General features: G+C 58.9%; 17 protein-coding genes, 1 tRNA gene and 1 pseudogene. 16 read left to right on the forward strand and 3 right to left on the reverse strand.

All coding sequences use genetic code 11. The annotated features are described in order from the left end of the window. Positions 1-34: 34 nt before the first annotated feature. Positions 35-3,268, forward strand: a complete 3,234-nt coding sequence (locus HDF12_RS02835) for an alpha-L-rhamnosidase (RefSeq protein WP_179581083.1) — start codon at positions 35-37, stop codon at positions 3,266-3,268. 47 nt (positions 3,269-3,315) lie between these two features. Here the strand turns inward: HDF12_RS02835 and ggt are convergent, their stop codons facing one another. Beyond that, on the reverse strand, positions 3,316-5,094 hold the full coding sequence (gene ggt / locus HDF12_RS02840) for a gamma-glutamyltransferase (protein WP_179581084.1): 1,779 nt from the start codon (positions 5,092-5,094) through the stop codon (positions 3,316-3,318). Between the two features lie 151 nt (positions 5,095-5,245). On the opposite strand from ggt, the gene HDF12_RS02845 reads away from it, so the two are divergent. The 8 genes and pseudogenes from HDF12_RS02845 to rplI all read left to right on the forward strand — a co-directional run bounded on the left by HDF12_RS02845 (position 5,246) and on the right by rplI (position 11,211). Next, positions 5,246-6,505 carry a 4-(cytidine 5'-diphospho)-2-C-methyl-D-erythritol kinase gene (locus HDF12_RS02845; RefSeq protein WP_179581085.1) on the forward strand — a complete coding sequence of 420 codons (1,260 nt, stop codon included), beginning with the start codon at positions 5,246-5,248 and terminating at the stop codon, positions 6,503-6,505. A gap of 42 nt (positions 6,506-6,547) precedes the next feature. Beyond that, positions 6,548-6,621, forward strand: a tRNA-Gln gene (locus HDF12_RS02850). 422 nt (positions 6,622-7,043) lie between these two features. Beyond that, positions 7,044-8,009: pseudogene (locus tag HDF12_RS02855) on the forward strand (ribose-phosphate diphosphokinase); the annotation flags it as partial. Positions 8,010-8,111: 102 nt separating this feature from the next. Further along, positions 8,112-8,813: a 50S ribosomal protein L25 gene (locus HDF12_RS02860; RefSeq protein WP_179581087.1), complete on the forward strand. Its 702-nt coding sequence runs from the start codon at positions 8,112-8,114 to the stop codon at positions 8,811-8,813. Between the two features lie 67 nt (positions 8,814-8,880). Further along, the gene (pth, locus tag HDF12_RS02865; protein WP_179581089.1) at positions 8,881-9,510 is read left to right on the forward strand and encodes an aminoacyl-tRNA hydrolase; all 630 of its coding nucleotides are present in this window, start codon (positions 8,881-8,883) and stop codon (positions 9,508-9,510) included. 143 nt (positions 9,511-9,653) lie between these two features. After that, positions 9,654-10,142, forward strand: coding sequence for a 30S ribosomal protein S6 (gene rpsF, locus HDF12_RS02870; RefSeq protein WP_179581091.1), 489 nt, complete (start codon positions 9,654-9,656; stop codon positions 10,140-10,142). 164 nt (positions 10,143-10,306) lie between these two features. Continuing rightward, a complete protein-coding gene (gene rpsR / locus HDF12_RS02875; RefSeq protein WP_179581098.1) occupies positions 10,307-10,657 on the forward strand; it encodes a 30S ribosomal protein S18 in 351 nt (116 codons plus the stop codon). 80 nt (positions 10,658-10,737) lie between these two features. Next, the gene (gene rplI, locus HDF12_RS02880) at positions 10,738-11,211 is read left to right on the forward strand and encodes a 50S ribosomal protein L9 (RefSeq protein WP_179581100.1); all 474 of its coding nucleotides are present in this window, start codon (positions 10,738-10,740) and stop codon (positions 11,209-11,211) included. A gap of 101 nt (positions 11,212-11,312) precedes the next feature. On the opposite strand, the gene HDF12_RS02885 is transcribed toward rplI, so the two are convergent. Further along, a complete protein-coding gene (locus tag HDF12_RS02885; protein WP_179581102.1) occupies positions 11,313-12,587 on the reverse strand; it encodes an ABC transporter permease in 1,275 nt (424 codons plus the stop codon). Positions 12,588-12,822: 235 nt separating this feature from the next. On the opposite strand from HDF12_RS02885, the gene HDF12_RS02890 reads away from it, so the two are divergent. Together HDF12_RS02890 and HDF12_RS02895 are read left to right on the forward strand one after the other, a co-directional pair. Next, the gene (locus tag HDF12_RS02890; protein ID WP_179581104.1) at positions 12,823-14,895 is read left to right on the forward strand and encodes a beta-N-acetylhexosaminidase; all 2,073 of its coding nucleotides are present in this window, start codon (positions 12,823-12,825) and stop codon (positions 14,893-14,895) included. 46 nt (positions 14,896-14,941) lie between these two features. Then, positions 14,942-15,682, forward strand: a complete 741-nt coding sequence (locus HDF12_RS02895) for a DUF72 domain-containing protein (protein WP_179581106.1) — start codon at positions 14,942-14,944, stop codon at positions 15,680-15,682. A gap of 18 nt (positions 15,683-15,700) precedes the next feature. Here HDF12_RS02895 and HDF12_RS02900 read toward each other — a convergent pair whose 3' ends face one another. Beyond that, entirely contained in the window at positions 15,701-16,534 is an 834-nt protein-coding gene (locus HDF12_RS02900) for an SGNH/GDSL hydrolase family protein (protein ID WP_179581108.1), read from the reverse strand. A 91-nt stretch (positions 16,535-16,625) separates the two neighbouring features. Here HDF12_RS02900 and HDF12_RS02905 point away from each other — a divergent pair, with 91 nt between their 5' ends. The 5 genes from HDF12_RS02905 to HDF12_RS02925 all read left to right on the forward strand — a co-directional run bounded on the left by HDF12_RS02905 (position 16,626) and on the right by HDF12_RS02925 (position 22,232). Continuing rightward, positions 16,626-17,495: a sugar phosphate isomerase/epimerase family protein gene (locus tag HDF12_RS02905; protein WP_306457991.1), complete on the forward strand. Its 870-nt coding sequence runs from the start codon at positions 16,626-16,628 to the stop codon at positions 17,493-17,495. A 52-nt stretch (positions 17,496-17,547) separates the two neighbouring features. Then, a complete protein-coding gene (gene asnS, locus HDF12_RS02910; protein ID WP_179581110.1) occupies positions 17,548-18,906 on the forward strand; it encodes an asparagine--tRNA ligase in 1,359 nt (452 codons plus the stop codon). Positions 18,907-18,952: 46 nt separating this feature from the next. Next, positions 18,953-19,405, forward strand: coding sequence for a hypothetical protein (locus HDF12_RS02915; RefSeq protein ID WP_179581112.1), 453 nt, complete (start codon positions 18,953-18,955; stop codon positions 19,403-19,405). A 179-nt stretch (positions 19,406-19,584) separates the two neighbouring features. Next, entirely contained in the window at positions 19,585-20,667 is a 1,083-nt protein-coding gene (locus HDF12_RS02920) for a DNA topoisomerase IB (protein ID WP_179581114.1), read from the forward strand. Positions 20,668-20,810: 143 nt separating this feature from the next. Beyond that, entirely contained in the window at positions 20,811-22,232 is a 1,422-nt protein-coding gene (locus HDF12_RS02925) for a Tat pathway signal sequence domain protein (RefSeq protein WP_179581116.1), read from the forward strand. Positions 22,233-22,631: the final 399 nt, after the last annotated feature.

Below are 22,631 nucleotides of genomic sequence, written 5' to 3' on the forward strand. Positions count from 1 at the left end.
CTTGCAACTCAAAGTGTTCCGGACAGTCAAACTCATGAAAATTTCGCGCCACGCAACCCCTCTGTTCGCCTCGCCGGCGCAACGTGCTTCCTTCGTAGCGGCTTTATCTCTTTGTGCTGCGACAGCCTCTGCCGCGCCAGTCCATCTTCGCGTTGATCAGCGGATCAATCCGCTCGGTATCGATTCAGCGCGTCCAACGCTGTCGTGGCAGAGTGATGCGACCACACGCAACTGGAGCCAGTCAGCTTACCGGATTCTTGTTGCCAGCTCAGCCACCACACTGCGCCAAGGGCGCGCCGATGTCTGGGACAGCGGAAAGCAGATGTCCTCAGAGTCTGTGAATGTGGCCTATGCCGGACCAGCGTTGACGTCTCACCAGCGCTGCTATTGGACGGTTCAAACCTGGGATTCTCAGGGAAAAGAGGAACGGTCTTCCGAGGTCGCATGGTGGGAGATGGGTCTGCTTCAACCCTCAGACTGGAAGGCCCAGTGGATTCGGCGCGACAATCATGACGAGGCAGAGGTGTTGAAGGCGATCTCGTGGATCTGGCTTCAAGAAGGTGATTCCGAGCGTGTCCCGCAGGGCATGGAGGCGGAGTTTCAGTACAACCTGCATCTCGACAAACTTCCGAGCGCAGCTGTTCTTCACATTTTGGCGGGTGGAATTTTTACCGCGCAGGTCAACGGCATCGTCACAGGGCATAAGGATCAATGGGGCGCCTTCGATCGTGAAGATATTCGCGATCAACTCCACGTTGGAGACAACCAGATCGTTGTGCACATAAAGAGCCCAAAATCGAGTGAATCCAATAGAACCTTTCGCGTTGCTTTAGCTGCTGCCCTAAAGCTCACCGACGATGAAGGCGAAACAAAGTGGATTGAAAGCGACGACACTTGGCAGGCTCGGTCGATCAAGCCAGTTGAAGCAAAGGAGTGGTCTGCTGCGAAAAAGCTCGGCGCGTTTTCCGATCTCAACTTCGGCGTCGGCACAGATCGCGAATCGCGCGGACAGAATCCTACGGTGATCGACTCGAGCACCGCACTATTCCGGAAGCAGTTCACGCCGTCTCGCAAGGTAGTATCTGCCCGGCTCTATGTAACGGCTCTTGGTAGCTACCAAAGTTATGTGAATGGTAAAGAAGTGAGCAAGTTCAGGCTCACACCAGGATTTACTGACTATCGCAAGCGCGTCTTGTATCAGACCTACGACGTCACCTCTTTGCTCGTCCCTGGACACAATACGATCGCGGCGATCCTTGGGGCAGGATGGCATGGCAGTCCGCTCCTGTGGTCGGGCTCGCGCTTGTTTCCTGGTCCGGATCGTCTGCGCGCCCAGCTCGAGTTGACCTTTGCCGACGGCACTCATCAGGTCATTGCGACGGACTCCAGCTGGGAGACGGCCGCTTCTCCGATTGTCTCTTCAGAGATCTACGGCGGAGAGGCCTACGACGCGCGGCTTGAAGTTCCGGGATGGAACACGTCGGCATCTCCCAACTCCGCTCACTGGATGCCAGTGGTCGTCGATGATGCGAACACTGGTCTTCTCGTCACTGCCCAGCCTGATACACCAGTGCAGCCTGCGCAGACGGTCTCGCCCGTCGCCGTTACGACGGTTGGTTCTGGCAAGGAGCAGGATGCGGTCTTCGACATGGGCCAGAACATGGTCGGCGTGGCCCGCCTGCATGTGCACGGGGCGCGGGGAAGCACCGTGAAGCTCCGCTTTGCGGAACGGCTCAATCCGGACGGTACGGTGTACACAGAAAATCTGCGTGACGCCGATGCAACGGACTACTACACCCTCAGCGGACATGGAGACGAGGACTGGACTCCCGCCTTCACCTTTCATGGTTTTCGTTATGTGCAGGTGTCCGGCTACGGCGGCAAGCCCCCTCTGTCTGCACTGCAAGGTCAGGTGCTCAACAGCCTTCCCGCTTCCCCAGCAATTCGCTTTGACAGCTCCAGCCCGCTGCTGAACAAGATGAGCGAGCTTGGGCTGTGGGGACAGCGCGGCAACTTTGTTTCCATCCCCACCGACTGCCCGCAGCGCGACGAACGCATGGGATGGATGGGCGATGCTGGCGCCTTCTGGCGTACCGGCTCGTACAACTTCGACATCGACGCCTTCTCCCATAAGTTCATGCTCGATGTTACCGATGCGCAAAGCCCCGACGGGGCCTTCGCCAACATCTCGCCAAATCTTTTGCAAGGGAGGGACGGCCACCCCGGTGCTCCCGGCTGGGGTGACGCGGGCGTGCTCGTTCCATACGCAACATGGCTGCAATATGGAGACGCTTCAGTGATCGAGCAAAGCTGGCCGGACATGGAGCGGTGGATGGACTTCATCCTGCGCACGAATCCCAACTATGTTCGTGAAAAGGAGCTGGGAGCGAACTTTGCTGACTGGCTCGCGCCCGATCCGCATACTCCCTCTGACCTCGTCGCGACGGCCTATTGGGTCATCATCGCACGCCAGATGCAGACGATGGCTACCGCACTCGGCCGGACCGCAGACGCAGACAAGTACGCGACACTGATCTCTCACATCCAGGATGCGTATCAGCAGAAATATGTTCAAGCCGACGGATCGGTCGCGGGCGACACCCAGACATCGTATGTTTTGACGATGTATGCCGGACTCGCTCCGAAAGCGATGGAGAAGTCGATGACCGATCGCCTGGTGCGCGACATTCAGGCCCATCAGACCCATCTGACGACCGGATTCCTTGGCACGCCCTTTCTGCTCTCCGTGCTTGAAGCGCAAGGCCGCTCGGATGTTGCGTACAACCTGCTCCTGACCACCACTTATCCATCGTGGGGATACATGGTCGATAAGGGTGCAACGACGTGGTGGGAGCGCTGGAACGGAGACACAGGCGACCCTGCGATGAACTCCTATAACCACTATGCGTTCGGCTCAGTCATGGCATGGGTCTTTCGGCGCGTGGGTGGTGTCGATGCAGACCCTGCGATGCCAGGGTTCCATCATGTTCTGATCAGCCCGCATGTAGAGCCGGGTTTGTCGCATATGCACACCGAGTATGACTCCGTGTATGGAACGATCGTGACGGACTGGACGAAGAAGCCAGATGGCCAGCTTCAGTTGAGCGTCAAGATACCCGCAAATACGACGGCCACCGTCTTTCTCCCCGCCACACCGACGAGCATCGCAAAGCAGGACGGCGACCGCATCACGACACCTTACAAAGAAGGGTCGATGGTCCGTGAGATCGGCTCAGGGAGTTACACCTTTTCGGTTGATGGCAACTGAGACGCTGTTGAAATAAGAGACGCGCGGTTGTCGTTGGCAACCGCTCCTCAATAGCCCGCGGCCTTGCCGTAGTCGCGTCGGTTATCGTGGCCACCGAGTAGTTCGTGAGTCTTCGGGTCGACTGCGATGAGCTCGCTATCGCCCCACGTGCCGGGGTTGTGTTCATCGGCGACGGCGAGGCGGTTCACGTTGTAGCCCATTGCCTTCAGCTGCTCGGCGACCTCAGGGGAGAACTTCTTTTCCAGATCGAGACGATCCGGCAGATATTGATGATGAAAGCGCGGCGCGTCGGCGGCCTGCTGAATGTTCAGGCCATTGTCGACGCAACTGATCAAGTTATTCGCAACGGTTGTGATGATGGTGGATCCGCCGGGGGTGCCAAGGACATAGGCCACTCTGGCGTGTCGGAAGACGCCGCCCTTCGTTGTGACAATTGTGGGAGTCATCGCTGAGAGAGGACGCTTGCCTGGAGCGATCGAATTGGCAGGGCCTTGGATCAATCCATACATGTTGGGCACGCCCATCTTGGAGGCGAAGTCGTCCATCTCATTATTCATAAGGAAGCCAAGGCCCTCCACCGTGACACCCGATCCAAAGGTGCCGTTGAGTGTGTAAGTGTTGGAGACGGCGTTGCCGTCGGCGTCAATGATCGAGAAGTGGGTCGTCTGGGTCGATTCGTGCACCGCAGGCTGAGGTTGCGGAGGAGGCGGCATGAAGCCTGCCGGACGGATCAGATCCTTGGACGGCGTTGGGGACGCGGGTTGAATGGAGCTTCGCCACGCGGCCGCGTAGGCAGGGTTTGCCATCTCTTTGAGCGGCTGCGGCGTAAAGTCTGGATCCCCAAGATAGTCCGCGCGATCCATATAGGCGCGGCGAAAGGCTTCCGTGATGATGTGAACCTGGGGCGCAGAACGGTCGGGGCCTAGTTTTGGAAGATTGTAGGTGGAGAGGATGTTGAGGATCTCCATCAGAACGATGCCGCCGGATGAGGGTGGAGGCGCGGTGATAATTTTGTAACCGTGGTAGGTACCTTTTATGGGTTCGCGATCCTTCACCTGATAGGCCGCGAGGTCATCAGCAGTGATGAGACCACCACCAGACTGTTCAAACGAGGCGATCTGTTTCGCCATCTCACCTTTGTAGAATTCGTCCGGATTCGCCGCGATGCGAGTGAGTGTTGCGGCAAGCAGAGGCTGCTTGAAGGTATCGCCTTCCTTATAGAAGTCGCCGTCGCGCTGGAAGATGTGGGCGGAGGTGGGAAAGCCAGAGAGCATCCTGCTATGAAGGTTTTGCGCCTCCTCTGCAGAGAGCACATAGCCATCTGTGGCGAGGTGTATGGCTGGCGCCATGTCTTGTTGCAGGGTCAGCTTGCCGAAGTGGCTCTGCGCATAGACGAGTCCCGCGACGGTCCCGGGGACGCCGGACGCTTTGTACCCAATCGTGGAGAGGCCCGGAACGACGTTCTTTTGCTCGTCCAGGTACATGTCGCGCGTCGCAGCAGCGGGGGCCTTCTCGCGATAGTCGAGGAAGTGGGTCTGACCGTGCTTTGTCCGGATCAGCATGAAACCGCCGCCGCCGAGGTTTCCCGCCTGCGGATAAACCACGGCAAGAGTAAAGGCGACGGCGACGGCTGCGTCGATCGCGTTGCCGCCCTGCTTCAGAATGGCGACGCCGGCATCGGTAGCGTCATGGTGAATCGTGACGACCATGGCGTGTTTTGCGCGGACAGGCTCTTCGCTTGCTGGACCGCCCGTTTGCGCTGCCAGCGGATTTGCGAAGAGGGCTAGTCCGACGGTAGCTGCGAAGACGCGGGTGCCAGCGGGCATTCAGGGCTCCAGAAAATTTGTGGATGGGTGCTGAGTTTCAGCATAGCTGGTTCGGGATGAAGGGCGTCCGAAATAATGGCGCTCGAGTTTGACGGTTGAGATCTCAAACGAGGCGGTTCTTCGCTTTTCCGGTTGGGTAGAATCAGAGGTCATGTCTACACGTGTTCGTTCGTATTCGAAGATCAATCTGGGGCTTGCGATCGGTCCGGTCCGATCCGATGGATTTCACGGCCTTACGACGCTGTACCAGACGCTGGATCTGCATGATTTAGTCACGGTCAAGGCCAGGCGAGCGTCCGCAACCAGGATCTCGCTGACGACCAATCATCCGTTTGTCCCTCGCGATGGCCGCAACACAGCCTGGCGAATGGTGGAACGGGCGCTCGCGCGCCTGGGGATAACTGCCGAGGTCGAGATCAATATAGAGAAGAGACTGCCCGTTCAGGGGGGAATGGGAGCTGGCTCAGCCAATGCCGCGGCGGCGCTGCTTGGGCTGGAGCGGGAGCTTGGCGAAGCTCTCCCGGGAGTCGAGAGGCTGAAGCTGGCAGCCGAGATCGGGTCGGATGTGCCTTTGTTTCTGCTGGGGGGGGCCGTTCTTGGGCTCGGTAGGGGAGAGCAGGTGGTGCCCCTGCCGGACCTCCCAAAGACCTGGTGCGTTGTGGCGGTGCCTTCGGTGGGCGTTTCGACCCCTGCAGCGTTCAGGGAGTGGGATGCGCGACGGGCAGCGGAGGCGGCTGAAGCAAGGGAGAAGCCTTTGTCTCGGCTGGGTGAGTTACATCCGCATACCGCTGATGATAGGCCGGATAACCAAGCTGCCGAGGGCGAATTGGGGGAGGGGCATGGGGTGACGCGAGCCGTTGAGTTGACGTCCAGACCCCAAGTTGATAAGCTACAAGAGTTGAGTCTTGCTTACTCATCCCTCTCTGCCCCAACAGGCGTAAGCCTAGCGGGAAGGACAGACGATAGTAGGCCCGGCACCTCCGGTATCGTTCGCGATCCTAGTCCCGAGAAAAAACGGGATTTGCCTGGTGAAAATCAGGCTGACGCGATGAACGATCTGGCCGAGAATACCCTTCTCGCGCTTGTCCGCACCGGGATTGGAAGCGATGGTCTTCAGAATGATTTTGAAGAGGTCGTCTTTCCTCAGTATCCCTCCTTGCGAATAACCAAGCGTCAATTGATGGGTAGTGATTTGGGTAGTTCTGATGTGAATCGTCCTGCGATTTACGCGGCTCTATCAGGTTCTGGCTCTGCTCTGTTTGGACTTTACCGGTCCGAGCGGGATGCTAAGGCAGCTCAACTGCGCGTCCAGTCCGCCGCGGCTTCGGCTGAAGCGGGGATTGCGGTACAGGTCTTCTTGACGGAGACCTTACCCCGGTCAGAGTACTGGAACAGAATGTTCGCGGAGTGACCTCGCCGGTCAAGTAAAATCAAACTGCATCCGGCGATGTACTGGGCGATCGACTAACGGTAGGTCAAGTGCCTTTGGAGCACTTTGTCTAGGTTCGAATCCTAGTCGCCCAACCAACAAGTCGACGCCAGATGCGACGGGACAGATTAGGGAGTCTTGTAGAGATGTTAGGCGGCAGCAACAACTTGCCGCAGGATGAAGACGGTTTTGGACTCCGCGGAAAACAGCGCGGAGAAAGAAGTGCGAAGTTTGAAGAACCGAAGTCTTTTAGTTTTTTTGAGCAGTCCGCAACAAGGATTTCAGAAGAAGTAACGGGGCCGCAACAAGGCCTCGCAAGACAGTGCAGCAGGAACATTCAAGGTCAACCAGCCTCGGAGGGTTTCACGTGAACGAACGAAACACGACTGCGGTTCTTTCCCCTATTTCAGAGCAGGCTGAAGAGACAGAAACAATCTCTCAGCCTGCGCTAGCGCTCTCCTCTACGGCCATTCTGGACGGAAAGCAAAAAGCATCTGGAACCGACAAGACGGCCCCGGAAAAAAAGCGCTCCGGCCGGCTGGCAGATGACAAGCGCATCAAGATTTTTTGCGGGTCTTCCAACAAGCCTTTGGCCGAGGAGATCTGCAAGTTCGTCGGTGTGCCGCTGGGCGAGACCCGGTTGCAGAGATTCTCCGACGGCGAGGTTCATTTTCAGCTGCTCGAGAACGTTCGCGGTGCGGATGTCTTTCTCGTGCAGCCTACGTGTTTCCCGGTCGATCAGCACCTTGTCGAACTGCTGATCATGATGGATGCGCTGAAGCGCGCCTCAGCCGGACGAATCACGGTTGTCATTCCCTACTATGGCTACGCCCGGCAGGACAGAAAAGACCGTCCGCGCGTCGCCATTACGTCGAAGCTGGTTGCCGATCTTCTGACCACCGCCGGTGCAAACCGTGCTTTGCTCGTCGATCTGCATGCAGCCCAGATTCAGGGATTCTTCAATATTCCGGTGGATCACCTGTTCGCCAGCCCGGTGCTGGTGAGCTACTTCCGGGAGCTTGACCTGCCCAATCTGACGGTAGTTTCGCCGGACGCAGGCGGCGTGGAGAGGGCGAGATTCTTCGCCAAGAAACTGGATGTACCGTTGGCCATCGTCGACAAGCGGCGGACCGACATCAATGTCACCGAGGTGATGAACGTGATCGGCGATGTACAGGGCCGAACGTGCTTGATCCTCGACGACATCATCGACACCGCCGGAACGCTGGTGAAGACGGTGGATGCGCTGCTGGCCGAGGGCGCCGAAAAAGTTTATGCGTGCGCGACGCATCCGGTGCTCTCGGGCCCGGCGGTCGAGCGCATCGCAGCCTCACGATTGGAGCAGCTGATCGTGACCAATACCATCCCTCTGCGCGAAGACGCGTTGAAGGTGGAGAAGATTAAAGTGCTCTCGATTGCCGGTCTGCTTGGCCGCGCGATCGAGAGTATTCACATGGAGACCAGCGTCAGTACGCTGTTCAACTAGGTCGCTGTAGCACTGGATCGCGGTATGAAACAGGGCGGCTTGGATTAACCCAAGTAGCAAAGGGAGCAGAGCTCAACTCTGTGCCCGAAAGGAAGATTCATCATGGCATCATCCACTATGGAAGCAGTCGTCGCGACGCCTCGCGAGGGCAAGTTTAACAAGAACGCCGCTCGTCGCGTCCGTGTCGCCGGCAAGATTCCCGCAGTCGTCTATGGCGCGGGCCAGGATGCCGTCGCCGTCGCGGTCGACCCCAAGGTCATCACCAGAATTCTGCACTCCGACTCCGGTCATAACACGATCTTCGACCTTAACGTCGAGGGCTCCGCTGTCGTGAAGGCCATGATCGTCGACTGGCAGAACGAGCCGATCAAAGGCACTCTCCTGCATATCGACCTGAAGCGCATCGCGATGGACAAGACAATGATCGTTTCGGTGCCGATCCAACTCGTTGGTGTTCCTGTTGGCGTCAAGTCGCAGGGTGGCATCCTCGAGCACGTAATGCGTGAAGTTGAGATCGAGTGCTTGCCCAACGATATTCCGAGCCACCTCGATGTCGATGTCTCCAACCTCGAGCTGCACGGCATCATCCACGTCTCCGATCTACCGCACTCCGGCAGCATCAAGTTCCTCGGTGACGAAAACGGAACCGTGGCGCACGTCACGATCATCAAGGAAGAGGTTGTGGCTGTCGATGCAGTGGTTGCCGCACCGGCTGAGCCAGAGGTTGCCAAGAAGGGCAAGACAGATGCAGCTGCCCCGGCCGCTGCGCCTGCTGCCGATGCCAAGGACGCGAAGAAGAAGTAGTTTTGCGCGGCCTGCCGATTCTTTGGATCTGCGGGCCGCCTGAGTTTGCTGGAAAGGGAAACAAAGCGTGAAGTTGATTGTCGGTCTCGGCAACCCCGGTATCGAATATCAGTTCACGCCGCACAACGCTGGCTTTCTCGCAGTGGATCGCATCGCGGACGACTGCGGCGTGGTCCTCTCCAATCGCCGGGGACGGGCTCTCACGGCAAAGGCGAGGCTTGCAGGACACGAAGTTCTGCTAGCCAAGCCTGAGACGTATATGAATCTGAGCGGGCTTTCGGTAGCCGCGCTGGTTCAGGAGCTTGAAATTCCAATCCCGTCGGAGGACCTGATCGTCCTCTATGACGAGCTGGCATTCCCGCTGGGCAGACTACGCATCAGCGCGAACGGCCGGGCAAACGGGCACAACGGAGTGATGTCGATCTCCGGTGCGCTCGGCACGGAAGAGTGGTTGCGCATTCGCATTGGTGTTGGGAAACCAGCGCTGGTGGATGGCAGAGAGATCAAAGCCGGCGGCAGGGATTATCTGCTGTCGCAGTTTCGCAAGCAGGAGCTTGCGGTGTTGGATGAAGTGCTCGACAGAGTGGAAGACGCTGTCGAGGCGGTGCTAACCGAAGGGGTCAGCGCTGCGATGAACAGATTCAACCGTCGGCCAGACGATCCGGAGAATGGATCGGATGCGTCGAAGGAGAAGTAAAGAAGCAATCGGTAGGTTGTTGTTTCGAGAAGCAGCAGCAAAGTGTTGTTACGGAAACTAGACGCAGTCGAAATTCCAAACCGGGTTGGCAGAACAGACGTCAGCACGGTGCGAAGCAGAACTTCGCAGAAAGAAGTAATCGAATGAATCGTACCTACGAAATCATGTTCATCGTCCGTCCGGATGTTGAAGAAGCCGAACTCGACAAGCTGATTGAAGGTTTCTCCGCGAACGTCACCAACGGTGGCGGCGAAATCAAAAGCGTCGAGAAGATGGGCCGCCGCAGGCTCGCCTACACCGTGCGCAAGTTCAACGATGGCTTCTACGTCCTGCTGAACGTCGCCGCAGCCGGTTCGCTGATCGCCGAGGTCGAGCGTCGCCTCCGCGTCTCCGAGCAGGTCATCAAGTTCATCACCGTCCGCATGGACGAAGAAGAGAAGCGTCTCGCCAAGGTCAAGGCCATTCGCGACACCAAGGTCAAGCGCAGCGCACAGCCGATCGCAGCTCCTGTACAGGCGCCAGCAGCGCCTTCCGATGCCGAGACCGAGGAAGAGAAGAAGCCAGTTGCGGCAGCTCCAGTCGAGCACGTCGCATCCGACGCGCCGCCCGAGACTGTCTCCACCGCGGTCTAACTTGTGCTTCGCCTGAACATTCGCGATGGATTTCCAATTGCATCGCACAACGCACTACGATCACCGATCTTCGCTTCCAATTGACTGCACTTCGTCAGTTGTTCAGAGGCTCCAACGCGAACCTGGAGCGAGGAGAGGCACAACGTACCTGAGAGGGAAATATCATGGCTGACGAAACCAGCACGCAACCCACTGAGCACCACGCACCCACACCCCGCCCGGCACACTCTGGCCCTGGCGCCGGTCCTCGCACCCCACGCCCCGCAGGCGCACCCGGCGGCGGTCCTGGCGGTCGCAAGTTCTTCCGTCGCAAGAAGGTCTGCAAGTTCTGCACCGAGAAGATCGACGCCATCTCCTACCGCGACGTTCGCCTGCTTCAGGGCTTCGTTGCCGAGCGCGGCAAGATCGTCCCGCGTCGCCTGACCGGCGTTTGCACTCGCCACCAGCGCAAGCTCAGCCTGGCCATCAAGCAGTCGCGCAACATCGCTCTGCTCGCCTTCGCTGCACGCTTCTAACTTCTTCCGCTGCGGCGGGACTTTACGGGATACGCAAGACTGGCGGCACCGCGAGCCAGAGACGAAATCGGAGAAATGCAATGGAAGTCATTCTGAAGGAAGACGTAAACAAGCTCGGACATCGCGGCGACGTGGTCAAGGTCGCTGACGGCTACGGGCGCAACTACCTGCTGCCGGAGAAGCTCGCCATCGAGGCGACCCTCGCGAACAAGGCAGTCATTGACCAGATGAAGGCATCTGCGGTTCGCAAGTCCGCCAAGGAGAAGGCCGGGGCCGAGCAGCTGGCCACCCAGCTCTCCGAGGTTGAGCTTGTGTTCGAGCGCAAGGTCGGCGAGAACGAGCATCTCTTCGGCTCGGTCACCTCGGGCGACATCGCGCACCAGCTTGAGGCCAAGGGCTTCACCATCGACCGTCGCAAGATCTCCCTCGAGGAGCCGCTGAAGACGATCGGCGAGTACCACGTTCCCGTGAAGCTGCACCGCGAGGTCACCAGCCACGTCAAGGTAACGGTCAAGGGCGATCAGCCCGAAGCCGAAACAGCCACCACTGCATAATTTACGAACCACGAAGCATAAAACGCGTCGCCCTGCGCAGATCTTGCTAGGGGCGATGCGTTTTTATTTTTGTAACTATCAACGGTCAGCCACAAAAAAAGCTATTCGTACTTGAGTGTCTGAACCGGATCGAGCCGTGCTGCACGATTCGCCGGAAGTGTCCCGAAGAGCACACCCACCATCACCGAGCTGCCAAGTGAAAATACGACTGACCATGGATTGATCGGGATTTTGAACGGTGTGAGCAGGCCAAGAGTGAAGGGAATCGCGAGGCCAAGCATAGTCCCGATGATCCCACCGCTCAGCGAAAGAAAGATCGCTTCGGTAAGAAACTGCAGTCGAATCTCACGACTTGTCGCCCCCAGCGCCTTACGGATCCCGATCTCCTTCAATCGGGACTGAACGTTCGCCAGCATGCTGTTCATAATGCCGACGCCGCTGACGATCATCGTGATGCCCGCCCCGAGAGTGAGAACGATGGTAAGCATATCCGCGATCTTCGCCATGCTGCTGAGAAGATCGGTGAGCGTCGCGGCTGTGTAAACCGAGCCAGCATAGTGACGAGACCGGACGATCGCCAGAATACGCTCACTCGCCGGCACCACCAGCGAAGCGCTGCGCATCGTGAAAAATAACTCTTTCAGAGAGTTGCTTCCAGTGAAGTAGCGTATGACAGGGTAGGGCACGAGCATCGTGTGATCACTGATCTCCGACTGCCCGTAGGTATCGAATGCCTCTTTGAATACTCCGATGACGACAAACGGAATGCCTTTGATGCTGATCGTTTTGCCCACGGCCTCGTTCACGTTTCCATACAGCTCTTCTGCGAACGGCTTGACCATCACGGCAACCTTCTCGTGGGCCAGCTCGTCCTGATCGTCGAAAAAGCGCCCCGACACCACAACGAGATTGCGCACGATCCGATACTGCGGAGAGACGCCAAGCAGGGTCGTCTGCTTCGTGATGCCGCCGCCCAGACTCACATTGTCGTAAAACTCCAACATCGGAGATGATGCAACGATTCCGGGCACCTGATCGAGGACTTCACGCATGTCGTCGAGCGTCATGTAGTCGGGCGTGCTCGTGTTCTCCGGGCCGCTGATGTTACCACCGCCATATTGCAGTTCCACCTTGTTAGGCCCGATGCTGGTCAACTGGTCCAAGGCGTACTGCTTGCCGGTCGACCCGAGAGTTGCAACCAAAATAATCGACATAGAGCCGATGACCATACCCAGCATGGTGAGCAGAAACCGCGTCTTGCTTGCACGGAAGCTGTCGACGGCTAGCCTCGCGACCTCACTGAACATCATGGTCGAGCGCGCGCTGGCCAGCGTACGGTCGAATGAGCTCGGTTTGGGAAGGTTCGTCGTCGCCATTGGCTTAAACCATTAGACGCCTAACAGTATCGCAGCGGTGCATGCTTTCCTGCTAACCGAACTAACGTGGCGTCTCGAGCTATAAACTATCCTAGTTTGACCCAGTTTGACTGGAGTTGGAATCGGCGACGTCGATCGACAGCTCAGCCATCAGGATCTGATTGGGCGGCCGAGATCGCAGGGAAGTTCAAGCCTGCACAGTGACGGTACTCGCCGTAGCTTACAAGGAGCAGGAATGAATCACGCATCGACTCTGGAGCTTCTTCACGCCAGAGGAATCAGCCTCGGGACACTCTGCCTTCTCGTTTCGCTTATGTCCACTGCACAGTCCCAAACCCTCCAAAACACGCTCCTTCCGGCGCCGTCGAATATCACCGCCGGAAATGGCTCCATCGCCATCACGAAAGACTTCACAGTCTCCCTCCGCGGCGCGCACAACCCCATCCTCGAGGCAGCCACCCGTCGCACCCTCGAGAGCCTCGAAAGAAACACCGGCATTCCAATCGGCAAAGATCTCCAGTCCCCAAGCCCCACCCTGACCATTCAGGTGCAAGACTCCACTGGCACGCGCCCCACGCTTGAAACCGACGAAGACTACTCCCTCAGCGCAACCTCCAGCAAAATTGTCCTCTGGGCCCAAACTATCTTCGGAGCCCTGCACGGTCTCGAAACCATTCAGCAACTCGTACAGGCCGAAGACGGCCACTACGTCATCCCCGCAGTGGAGATCAACGACTCCCCCCGGTTCCCCTGGCGCGGTTTCATGCTCGACGTCAGCCGACACTTCATGCCTCTTCCGGTTGTCTATCGCACGCTCGACGCCATGGCCGCCGTCAAACTCAACGTCTTCCACTGGCACCTCACCGACGACCAGGGCTTCCGCATCGAAAGCAGACGCTTCCCCCTGCTCACTGCCAAGGGCTCCGACGGCCTCTTCTACACCCAGGATCAAGTTCGCGACGTCATCGCCTACGCGAGCGCCCACGGCATCCGCGTCGTTCCCGAGTTCGACATTCCCGGCCACGTCACCAGCTGGCTCGTCGGAATGCCGCAGCTAGGCAGCGTCCAGCGCCCCTACGAGATCTCCCGCACCTTCGGTATCTGGGACGGCGCACTCGACCCCACCAGCGATAGCACCTACAAGTTCCTCGACGCCTTCATCGGCGAGATGTCCTCCCTCTTTCCCGACGAATATCTCCACCTCGGTGGTGACGAGAGCAACGGAGCCGATTGGAAGGCCAACCCCTCCATCGTTGCCTTCATGCACGCACACAACATGAAGTCCACCGACGACCTGCAAAACTACTTCAGCACCCGCGTCCTCGCGCTCGTCCACCAACACCACAAGCAGATGGTCGGCTGGGACGAGATCCTCACCCCCGGCACTCCGAAAGACGCCGTCATCCAGAGCTGGCGAGGCGTTGAGTCGCTCGCCGTCGCCGCCAAACAAGGCAACCGCGGCATCCTCTCCGCGCCCTACTATCTCGACGGCATGAAGACCGCCGAGCAGATGTATCTAGACGATCCCATCCCCGACAACTCCACCCTCACCCCCGACCAGCAGAAGCTCATCCTCGGTGGCGAAGTCTGCATGTGGGCCGAACAAATCACCGCGCAGACCGTTGACTCCCGCGTCTGGCCTCGCACCGCCGCGCTCGCCGAACGCTTCTGGTCAACGCGCCAAACCCGCGATGTCGCCGACATGTATCGCCGCCTCGAGATCGAATCCATCCGGCTCGACGGCCTCGGCCTCACCCACATCTCTGGCCCAGAATCCGGCTTGCGACAGCTCGCAGGAAGCGAAGACGCCGCCGCCCAACTCGCCGTGCTCATCTCCACGCTCTCTCCAGTCTCCTTCCACGAACGCTACGAGCAGCAGAAGACTTCACAGCTTACTCCCATGGGCAACGCCGTCGACTACACCCGCCCCGACCCACCCCTCCGCGAAGACCTGCGCCTCCTCGTCGACCGCTACCTCCACAGCAGCGCGCCGGCCGACCGCGCCGCCGCCCACCAGCAACTTCAAATTCTCTTCCAGTCATGGATTGCCTCTGGCCCAGCGCTTGACGCCCTCGCCCCCGAGCACCCGAAGCTCAATCAACTCACCCTTCGCCGCACCCAGTTGACTCAGCTCGGCCAACTCGGAATCCAATCACTCGCATCCATCGAGTCCCACACGCCACCAACGACAACCTGGATCGAAGCGCAGAACACCCTCCTGAAGACAGCCGCAGACCACTCCGAACTAACCGACTTCGTCATCCTCCTACCCTTGCAACAACTGGTCGATACCGCCGGAAAGCATTAGTCCGGAGGTATCGCCGGCTCTGGACAGCTAGACGAAAGTAAGGTCAATGGCATCGAACCGAAGCATGAATCATCTGCGCATCGGCACGGCCGGCTGGAGCATCCCGAAGCAATACCTGGACGTCCCGCCGCAAGGAACCCATCTCAACCGCTACTCGCAAATCTTCAACTGCGCCGAGATCAACTCTTCCTTCTACCGCTCCCATCGCCTCTCCACCTGGGCCAAGTGGGCAGACTCAGTCCCCGAAGACTTCCAGTTCTCCGTCAAAGCTCCAAAGGCCATCACGCACGATGCGAAACTGGCCTGCGAACCCGCACAGTTACAAATCTTCCTCGCCGAAGCAAATACCCTTGCTCAAAGATTAGGCCCCATCCTCTTTCAACTCCCGCCCAGCTCCGCCTTCAACCCCGCTGTTGCCAAAGCCTTCTTCGCCAGGTTACGCGATCTCCACCAGGGAGCAATCGTCTTCGAACCTAGGCACTCCACCTGGTTCGTCTCTGAAGCCGATTACCTTCTCAATAGCTTCAGTATCTCAAGAGTAGCCGCCGATCCCGCCCGCGTCCCCGCAGCCGCCCAGGCCGCCGGTTGGAGTCAACTCCTCTACTGCCGTCTCCACGGCAGCCCTCATACCTACTACTCCGCCTACCCGGAATCCTATCTTCGCTCGCTCGCCGCAGCCATCGCCGCCCATAAGACAAGAGAGACGTGGTGCGTCTTCGACAACACAGCCTCAGGCGCAGCGTTTGGAGACGCCCAGATCCTCCAGCGCCTTCTCTCAGCCGCCTGACTCGCCGGACCAATCAGCCTACCTACTCAGAGTCTTATCGATCGCCGCCTGCGCCAACGGCCCCATAATCGCGTACCCCTGCGCATTCGGATGCACGCCATCGAAGCTGAGGCCAGGCTTCATCCCGCCATCCTGCGTCACCATCGCAGAGTAGTAATCGAGATAAGTCACCGAGTGGTTCACGCAGTACCCTTTCAGCCAGTCATTCAGAGTCTTGATCTTCGGCGCGGGTGCGAGGCCCGTCCTCCACGGGTAGTCCGCCACTGGAAGAATGGACGCGGCAATCACCCGAATCCCGTTCGCCTTCGCCAGATCGATCATCGACCGAAAGTTATCCTCAGTCATCTGCGGCGTCATCGGCCCCGTATTCCCGGCGACGTCATTGGTTCCCGCCAGAATCACCACCACCGCCGGATGCAGATCGATCACATCCTGCCGGAACCGCACCACCATCTGCGGCGTGGTCTGTCCGCTGATCCCCCGATTCACATACCGCTTCTCCGGAAAGAACTCCCCCGTACCCGCCTGCCGGCCCCAGCTATCCGTGATCGAGTCCCCATAAAACACCACCCGCTGCTCCCCCGCCGCCACCGGAGCCAACGCTGCGTTCTCCGCCCGATATCGTCCCAACTGCGGCCAGTCCGCCAGCTTCGCCTCCATCTCGGCGATCTGCTTCGCCGTCTCATCCGGTGGCGAAACCGGGGGCACCGGAGCCGAAGTCTGCACAACCGCCGGAGTTTGAGCCGGCGTAGGAGTCCCCTCAGTCGTGCCTGTACCACCAACCTGACCATGCGCCTTCCCACTGCCCCAGGCTACACACCCCGCTAAAACCACCCACACAGCAAGCCTCATCTAAACCCTCCAGTCGTCTCAAATTCTAGCCGAACACCCACCGAACCCCTTCCGTTACACCACCAACCCTCCCGCTGCTGTACCTTAAGACATGATGCAAACCGGACTCTCTACCCACGTCTTCCTCCCGCAACGCCTGCACCCCGGCCTGCTCGACGCTCTCCACAAATCCGGCGCTCAGGTCATCGAGCTCTTCGCCGCCCGCCATCACTTCGACTACGCCGACCGCGCCGCCGTCCGCGACATCGCCACCTGGTTCCGCAACACCGGCGTTGGAGCCACACTTCACCAGCCGCTCTACATCGCCGATCGCGCCGACGCCCAGTGGTCCCGCCACGTCGCCCCCAACCTCAACCTCATCGACCCCGAGAAGTCCCGCCGCATCTCCGCCATGGACGAGGTCAAGCGCGCCCTCGAGTCCGCCGAGCAGATTCCTATCTCTGCCTGCACTCTCCATCTCGGCCACAAGGACGACGCCTGGAACCTCCGCGCCCTCGAGAACTCCCTCACCGCCATCGAGCACCTCAAGGCCTTCGCGCACCCACTCGGCGTCCGCATCCTGCTCGAAAACCTCCAGAACGAGATCACCACCCCCGAGCATCTCCTCGAAATCCTCAAGGTCGGCCACTTCGACCGCGTCGGCGTTACCCTCGACATCGGTCACGCCCACCTCGCTGCCCCCGAGAACAGCAAGGGAATCGACGAAGCCTTCGAGCTCCTCAAGCCCCGCATCGCCGAACTCCACCTCCACGACAACCTCGGCCAAAAAGACGACCACCTCTGGCCCGGCACCGCAGGCATCGACTGGAAGAACATCGCGAAGCACATCGCGACGCTGCCGGCCAACACCCCCGGCATCCTCGAGATCGCCCACGAACTAGAAGAAACTCCCGAATCCGCCACTACCAAAGCTACCCAAGCTTTCGACCTCCTCAAGCGAGCCGCTGAAGCCGCTGTATAGAAAAAGTCAGTCCCGATAATTAGCACCTGTCACAGGCACAAACAAGGAACCAATGAGCGAATATGTAACCCCCACCAGCAAAACCTCCGCACCCATCACCACTATCTCCTCACTCTCCGCGCACGAAGGCCAGACCATCACCCTCCGCGGCTGGCTGTACAACCTCCGCGCCTCGGGCAAGCTCCTCTTCCCCATCTTCCGCGACGGCACCGGCACGATCCAGGGCATCGTCCCCAAAGCCGCAGTCTCGGAAGAGGTCTTCAACACACTGAAAGAATTAACCCTCGAATCTTCCCTCACCGTCACCGGCAAGGTCCGCGCCGACGCGAGGGCCCCCTCCGGCTACGAGCTCGACGTCGAGAGCATCGAAGTCCTCCAACGCGTCCCCGAAGACACCCCATTCCCCATCTCTCTCAAAGAGCACGGCGTCGACTTCCTCATGGAGCACCGCCACCTCTGGCTCCGCACCCCGCGCCAGTCCGCCATCCTTCGCGTCAGGGCCACCATCATGCGCGCGGCTTCAGAGTATTTTGATACCAACGGCTTCATCCGCACCGACCCACCCATCCTCACCCCCAACGCCTGCGAAGGCACCTCCGAGCTCTTCGAGATGGACTACTTCGACGACGACAAGGCCTACCTCACCCAGTCCGGCCAGCTCTACATCGAAGCGACTGCACTCGCTCTCGGCAAGGTCTACAGCTTCGGTCCCACCTTCCGCGCTGAAAAATCCAAGACTCGCCGCCACCTCACCGAGTTCTGGATGATCGAACCCGAGGTTGCCTTCCTCGAGCTCGACGGCCTCATGAACCTCGCCGAAGGCTTCATCACCCACATCGTCACCCGCGTCCTTGAGTCGCACCGCGCCGACCTCAAGGTCATCGGCAAAGACATTGCCAAGCTCGAAGCCGTCGTAGGAACCTTCCCCCGCCTAAGTTACGACGAAGCCCACGCCATGCTCGACGAAGCCTTCAAAGCCGGCAAGCTCGAAGCTCCTCACAAATACGGCGACGACTTCGGCAGCCCAGACGAGACCTACATCTCCTCTCAGTTCGACAAGCCCGTCATGATCCACCGCTACCCCGCTGCCTTCAAGGCCTTCTACATGCAGCCCGACCCGCTCGACCCCACCAAGGCCCTCTGCGTCGACGTCCTCGCCCCCGAGGGCTACGGCGAGATCATCGGCGGCTCCCAGCGCATCGACAGCTACGACCTCCTCAAGTCCCGCATCGAAGAGCACAACCTCCCGCTCGACGCCTTCCAGTGGTATCTCGACCTGCGCAAGTACGGCAGCGTCCCTCACGCCGGCTTCGGCATGGGCATCGAGCGCGCCGTAGCCTGGATCTGCGGCCTCGACCACGTCCGCGAGACCATCCCCTTCGCCCGCACCCTCAACCGTATCTATCCGTAGACGAGCCTCGCTTTTGCTGTCATCCTGAGCGCAGCGAGGGATCCCGATGAGTTCAGCACCACCGCCACCGATTCAGGCTTTCAGCCAAGAAGTTCAGAGCGTCCGAATTCCAGTCGGTGGCTGGCTGCTTTACTTCTGTATTTCACTAACGATTTTGGGCCCGATCACTATGGTCGGATGGATGCAAAAGACCTCATCGCCCATATTGATCGCCGTTTACGGCAGCCTTGCTTTGACGAGCTTCGTGGCTGGACTGGTCACATGGGCGAGAATATCTTCCGCTTTCCTGTGGCTCCGAATTGCTCTCACTGCGCGCTTGCTGTACGCAATTTTTCAGGTCTATTTCGCCGCAAGAGCAGCTCGTGGCCCGTCGACCAACTCAGATTTTGTGAAACAAGAAATTACGAGCGCGACAATCAATATTTTTCTAGTTGCGATTTTGTTCTTCTATTTCCGCTTCTCCTCGCGCGTTCAGAAAACGTTTGGGCGAAATATCTGAATAAGAAAAGAGGCGGCCTCGACCACGTCCGCGAAACCATCCCTTTCGCCCGCACCCTCAACAGAATCTACCCTTAGTGGCCGTATCTTCCGTACCATCAAAATCTCTACCAAGCTTGCAAGCTCTCACCGTCCGCAAACTGCATCCAACGATCTCAGGAAAAAACCTGGGACCATCAGATGCCTCGAAAGAAACAACTACAATCCGTCACCGATCCTGCGGAGTCCGCGAAAGCCGCAGGACTGCGCTACGTCACTGACACGAAACCTGGAATCCAGCGCAGACCATGGCGCAAGACTTTCCGCTACTTCGACGCCGAGAGAACGCCTGTGCGTGATGTCGAAACCTTAGCTCGAATCAAATCCCTCGTCATCCCTCCGGCATGGACAGAGGTGTGGATCTGCCCCAGTCCAAAAGGACATCTCCAGGTCACCGGCCGCGACGCAAGAGGGAGAAAGCAGAGCCGCTATCATCCTCGCTGGCGCGAAGTCCGTGACGAAACCAAGTACGAGCGCATGGTCATCTTCGGAGCAGCTCTACCAGCTATCCGAGAGCGCGTAGAACAAGATCTCTCAATCCCAGGGCTGCCTCGTCCAAAGGTACTCGCCACCATCGTTCGTCTCATGGAGACAACGCTCATCCGCGTCGGCAACGAGGAGTACGCCCGACAAAACCACTCCTACGGCCTAACGACGATGCGAAATAAACACGTCGACATCGAAGGTTCGACCGTGACCTTCAACTTCCAGGGAAAGAGCGGAGTCAAACACACGGTCGACATCACCGACCGTCGCATCGCAAAGATCGTGGAGCGCTGCCAGGACATACCCGGATACGAGCTATTCCAATACGTCGACAAAGACGGCACACAACACTCGATTGACTCATCCGACGTCAATGAATACTTGCGTGAGATCTCAGGACAGGACTTCACCGCCAAGGACTTTCGCACCTGGGCCGGAACCGTTCTCGCCTGCGAGCTGCTCTATGAGTTCGAGGCATTCGATTCCGAAACCCAGGCCAAACGAAACGTAGTTCAGGCAATTAAATCCGTAGCCGCGCGACTCGGCAACACACCATCCGTCTGCAGAAAATGCTACGTGCACCCCGCAGTGCTCGACTCCTACATGAGCGGAGCGATGCTGCAAAGAGTGAAGCGCCGCGTTCAAGAGACAGACGCCGACCTTCCCAGGGCGCTTCAGCAGCAGGAACTCGACTTGCTCAATCTTTTGCGCCATCAAGTTGATCTGGCAGTTGCCTAAAGCACCGACTTCCGCTCGCCGCCATCCAGTTGAAATCCATACATTGGACGTGCTGAAAATCTCCGTCAAAAAAGAATTCACAATCTTGCGTGTCTTCCGAAGCCGAGCGTAGAGTGGCGATGCCCAAAAGGAGGGCTCCCCACATGTCTGCAAACAGCATCACGCGCCGTAGTCTCCTCGGCATGGTCTCCACAGCCGCAGTGGCTGGCGCAGTGCCACCCATCTTCGCCTCGCAGTCGGCTCAAGCACAACTCCGCCAGTCCAACCCCCTCACCGCTGCGAAAGATTTCGCCGACTCCATCGAACGCGCCTTCACCTTCCAGAACCTCATGATGGACGCCTACGCCTCCGGCTCGACCATTCGTCTGTCCCAGAGCTACAGCGACGCCGCCCTCCAGGCCACCGGCTTTACCTACGACAACGCCGTCGCCATCCACGCCTATCTCTCCCGCGGCCTACCCGACGACCTCTCCCGCGCAAAGATCCTCGGTCTCGGCCTCCTCCACGCCCAGGCCACCAACTTTCCCGTCGCCGACGGACGTTTCGCGCAGGCTTACTTCGTCAACGCACCCGACTCGAGCGGCGCCTTCATCACCCCCGCCGCCTTCCCATTCTTCTTTTACGGCAGCTCCGTGGGCGATCAGGCCTGGGCCGGAATGGCTCTCGCCCAACTCTATCGCCGCACAGGCGAGAAGCAATACCTCACTGGTGCTCTCCTGGTTGCAAATTGGATTGTCACGAACACCTTCAACACTCAGGGGCCAGGCGGCTACTCCTACGGCGCCATCATCAACCAATTCAATCAATCTCAACCCTCACCTAACGGAAAGTCGACCGAGGGCAATCTCGACACCTACGCCTTCTTCACCATGCTCAGCACACTCACCGCTGGCGGACACGCGAACAATGGCATGTCGTGGGCAGCGCTCGCTCAACACGCCTTCCAGTTCGTCTTCGCCATGTTCAACCCACAAGGCCCGTTCTTCTATACCGGGACTCTGCCCGACCAGATCACCATCAACCCTTCACCTATCCCCGAAGACTGCCAGACCTGGTCTTACTTGGCCTTTCTCGACGCCCGCTCTCGCGGCACCATCGACTGGGCACTCGCCAATCTTCAAACCACCGACACCGCCTCCTCACCCAACTCCAGCCTCACCGGAACTCAAACCGTTCACGGCATGACCTTCTCCTCCGCGAGTCTCGTCACCACCGCCAACGATCCGAATGCAGTCTGGCTCGAAGGCACCGCGCACACCTCCGCCGCACTCACCGCAAGGGCGCTCCGCGGAGGCGAACCAATCTTCTCTCTCCTCTCCGACATCTCCCGTGCCATTCAACTCCTTAAGGACATCGAGCACGCCCAGCAGATCCTCGGCGTCGGCCAGACCGCAGGCGGAAAAGTCATTCCCAGCGGACTCGGCGTCGTCGCCTCATCCAGCGTCCTCGACACCGGCTTCGGCTTCACCTACGGACCATCGCTGCACATCGGCGCCACTGGTTGGTATCTCATCGCCAGTCTCGCCGCCAACCCCTTCCAACTCGGCTATCGCGTCATCGGATAACCTCACAACTCAACAAAGTGCCCCACTCACGCGACCTGATCGTGAGAGTGGGGCCTTACCTCGTCAGGTTCGTAAAAGTCGAGATCGTCCAAACCTTTATGTTCTACACCAGATAATATTTCTTGCATTTTGAATTCGTAACTGGCAAAGTAACAAAGCGTAGGAGCAGCCCGATGAACACCAAATCGCACAACACGATGCGTAGGTCGCCAGAGACGAACTATCTCCGTGGTGATCGCCGGGCCATGCTCCTCACCTGTCAGTAGCCGCTGCTGGACGATCCTACGCAACCCGCACGCACCAATAGATGATGATGCGCCAGGAGGAGAGCTTTGTCTCCACGCACGTCTACGAATTTCTCTGCCGCGAAGCGACCACGCACCCGCGAAGCTGCGCCCA

The organism is Tunturiibacter gelidiferens (assembly GCF_013410115.1).
GTDB lineage: Bacteria > Acidobacteriota > Terriglobia > Terriglobales > Acidobacteriaceae > Edaphobacter > Edaphobacter gelidiferens.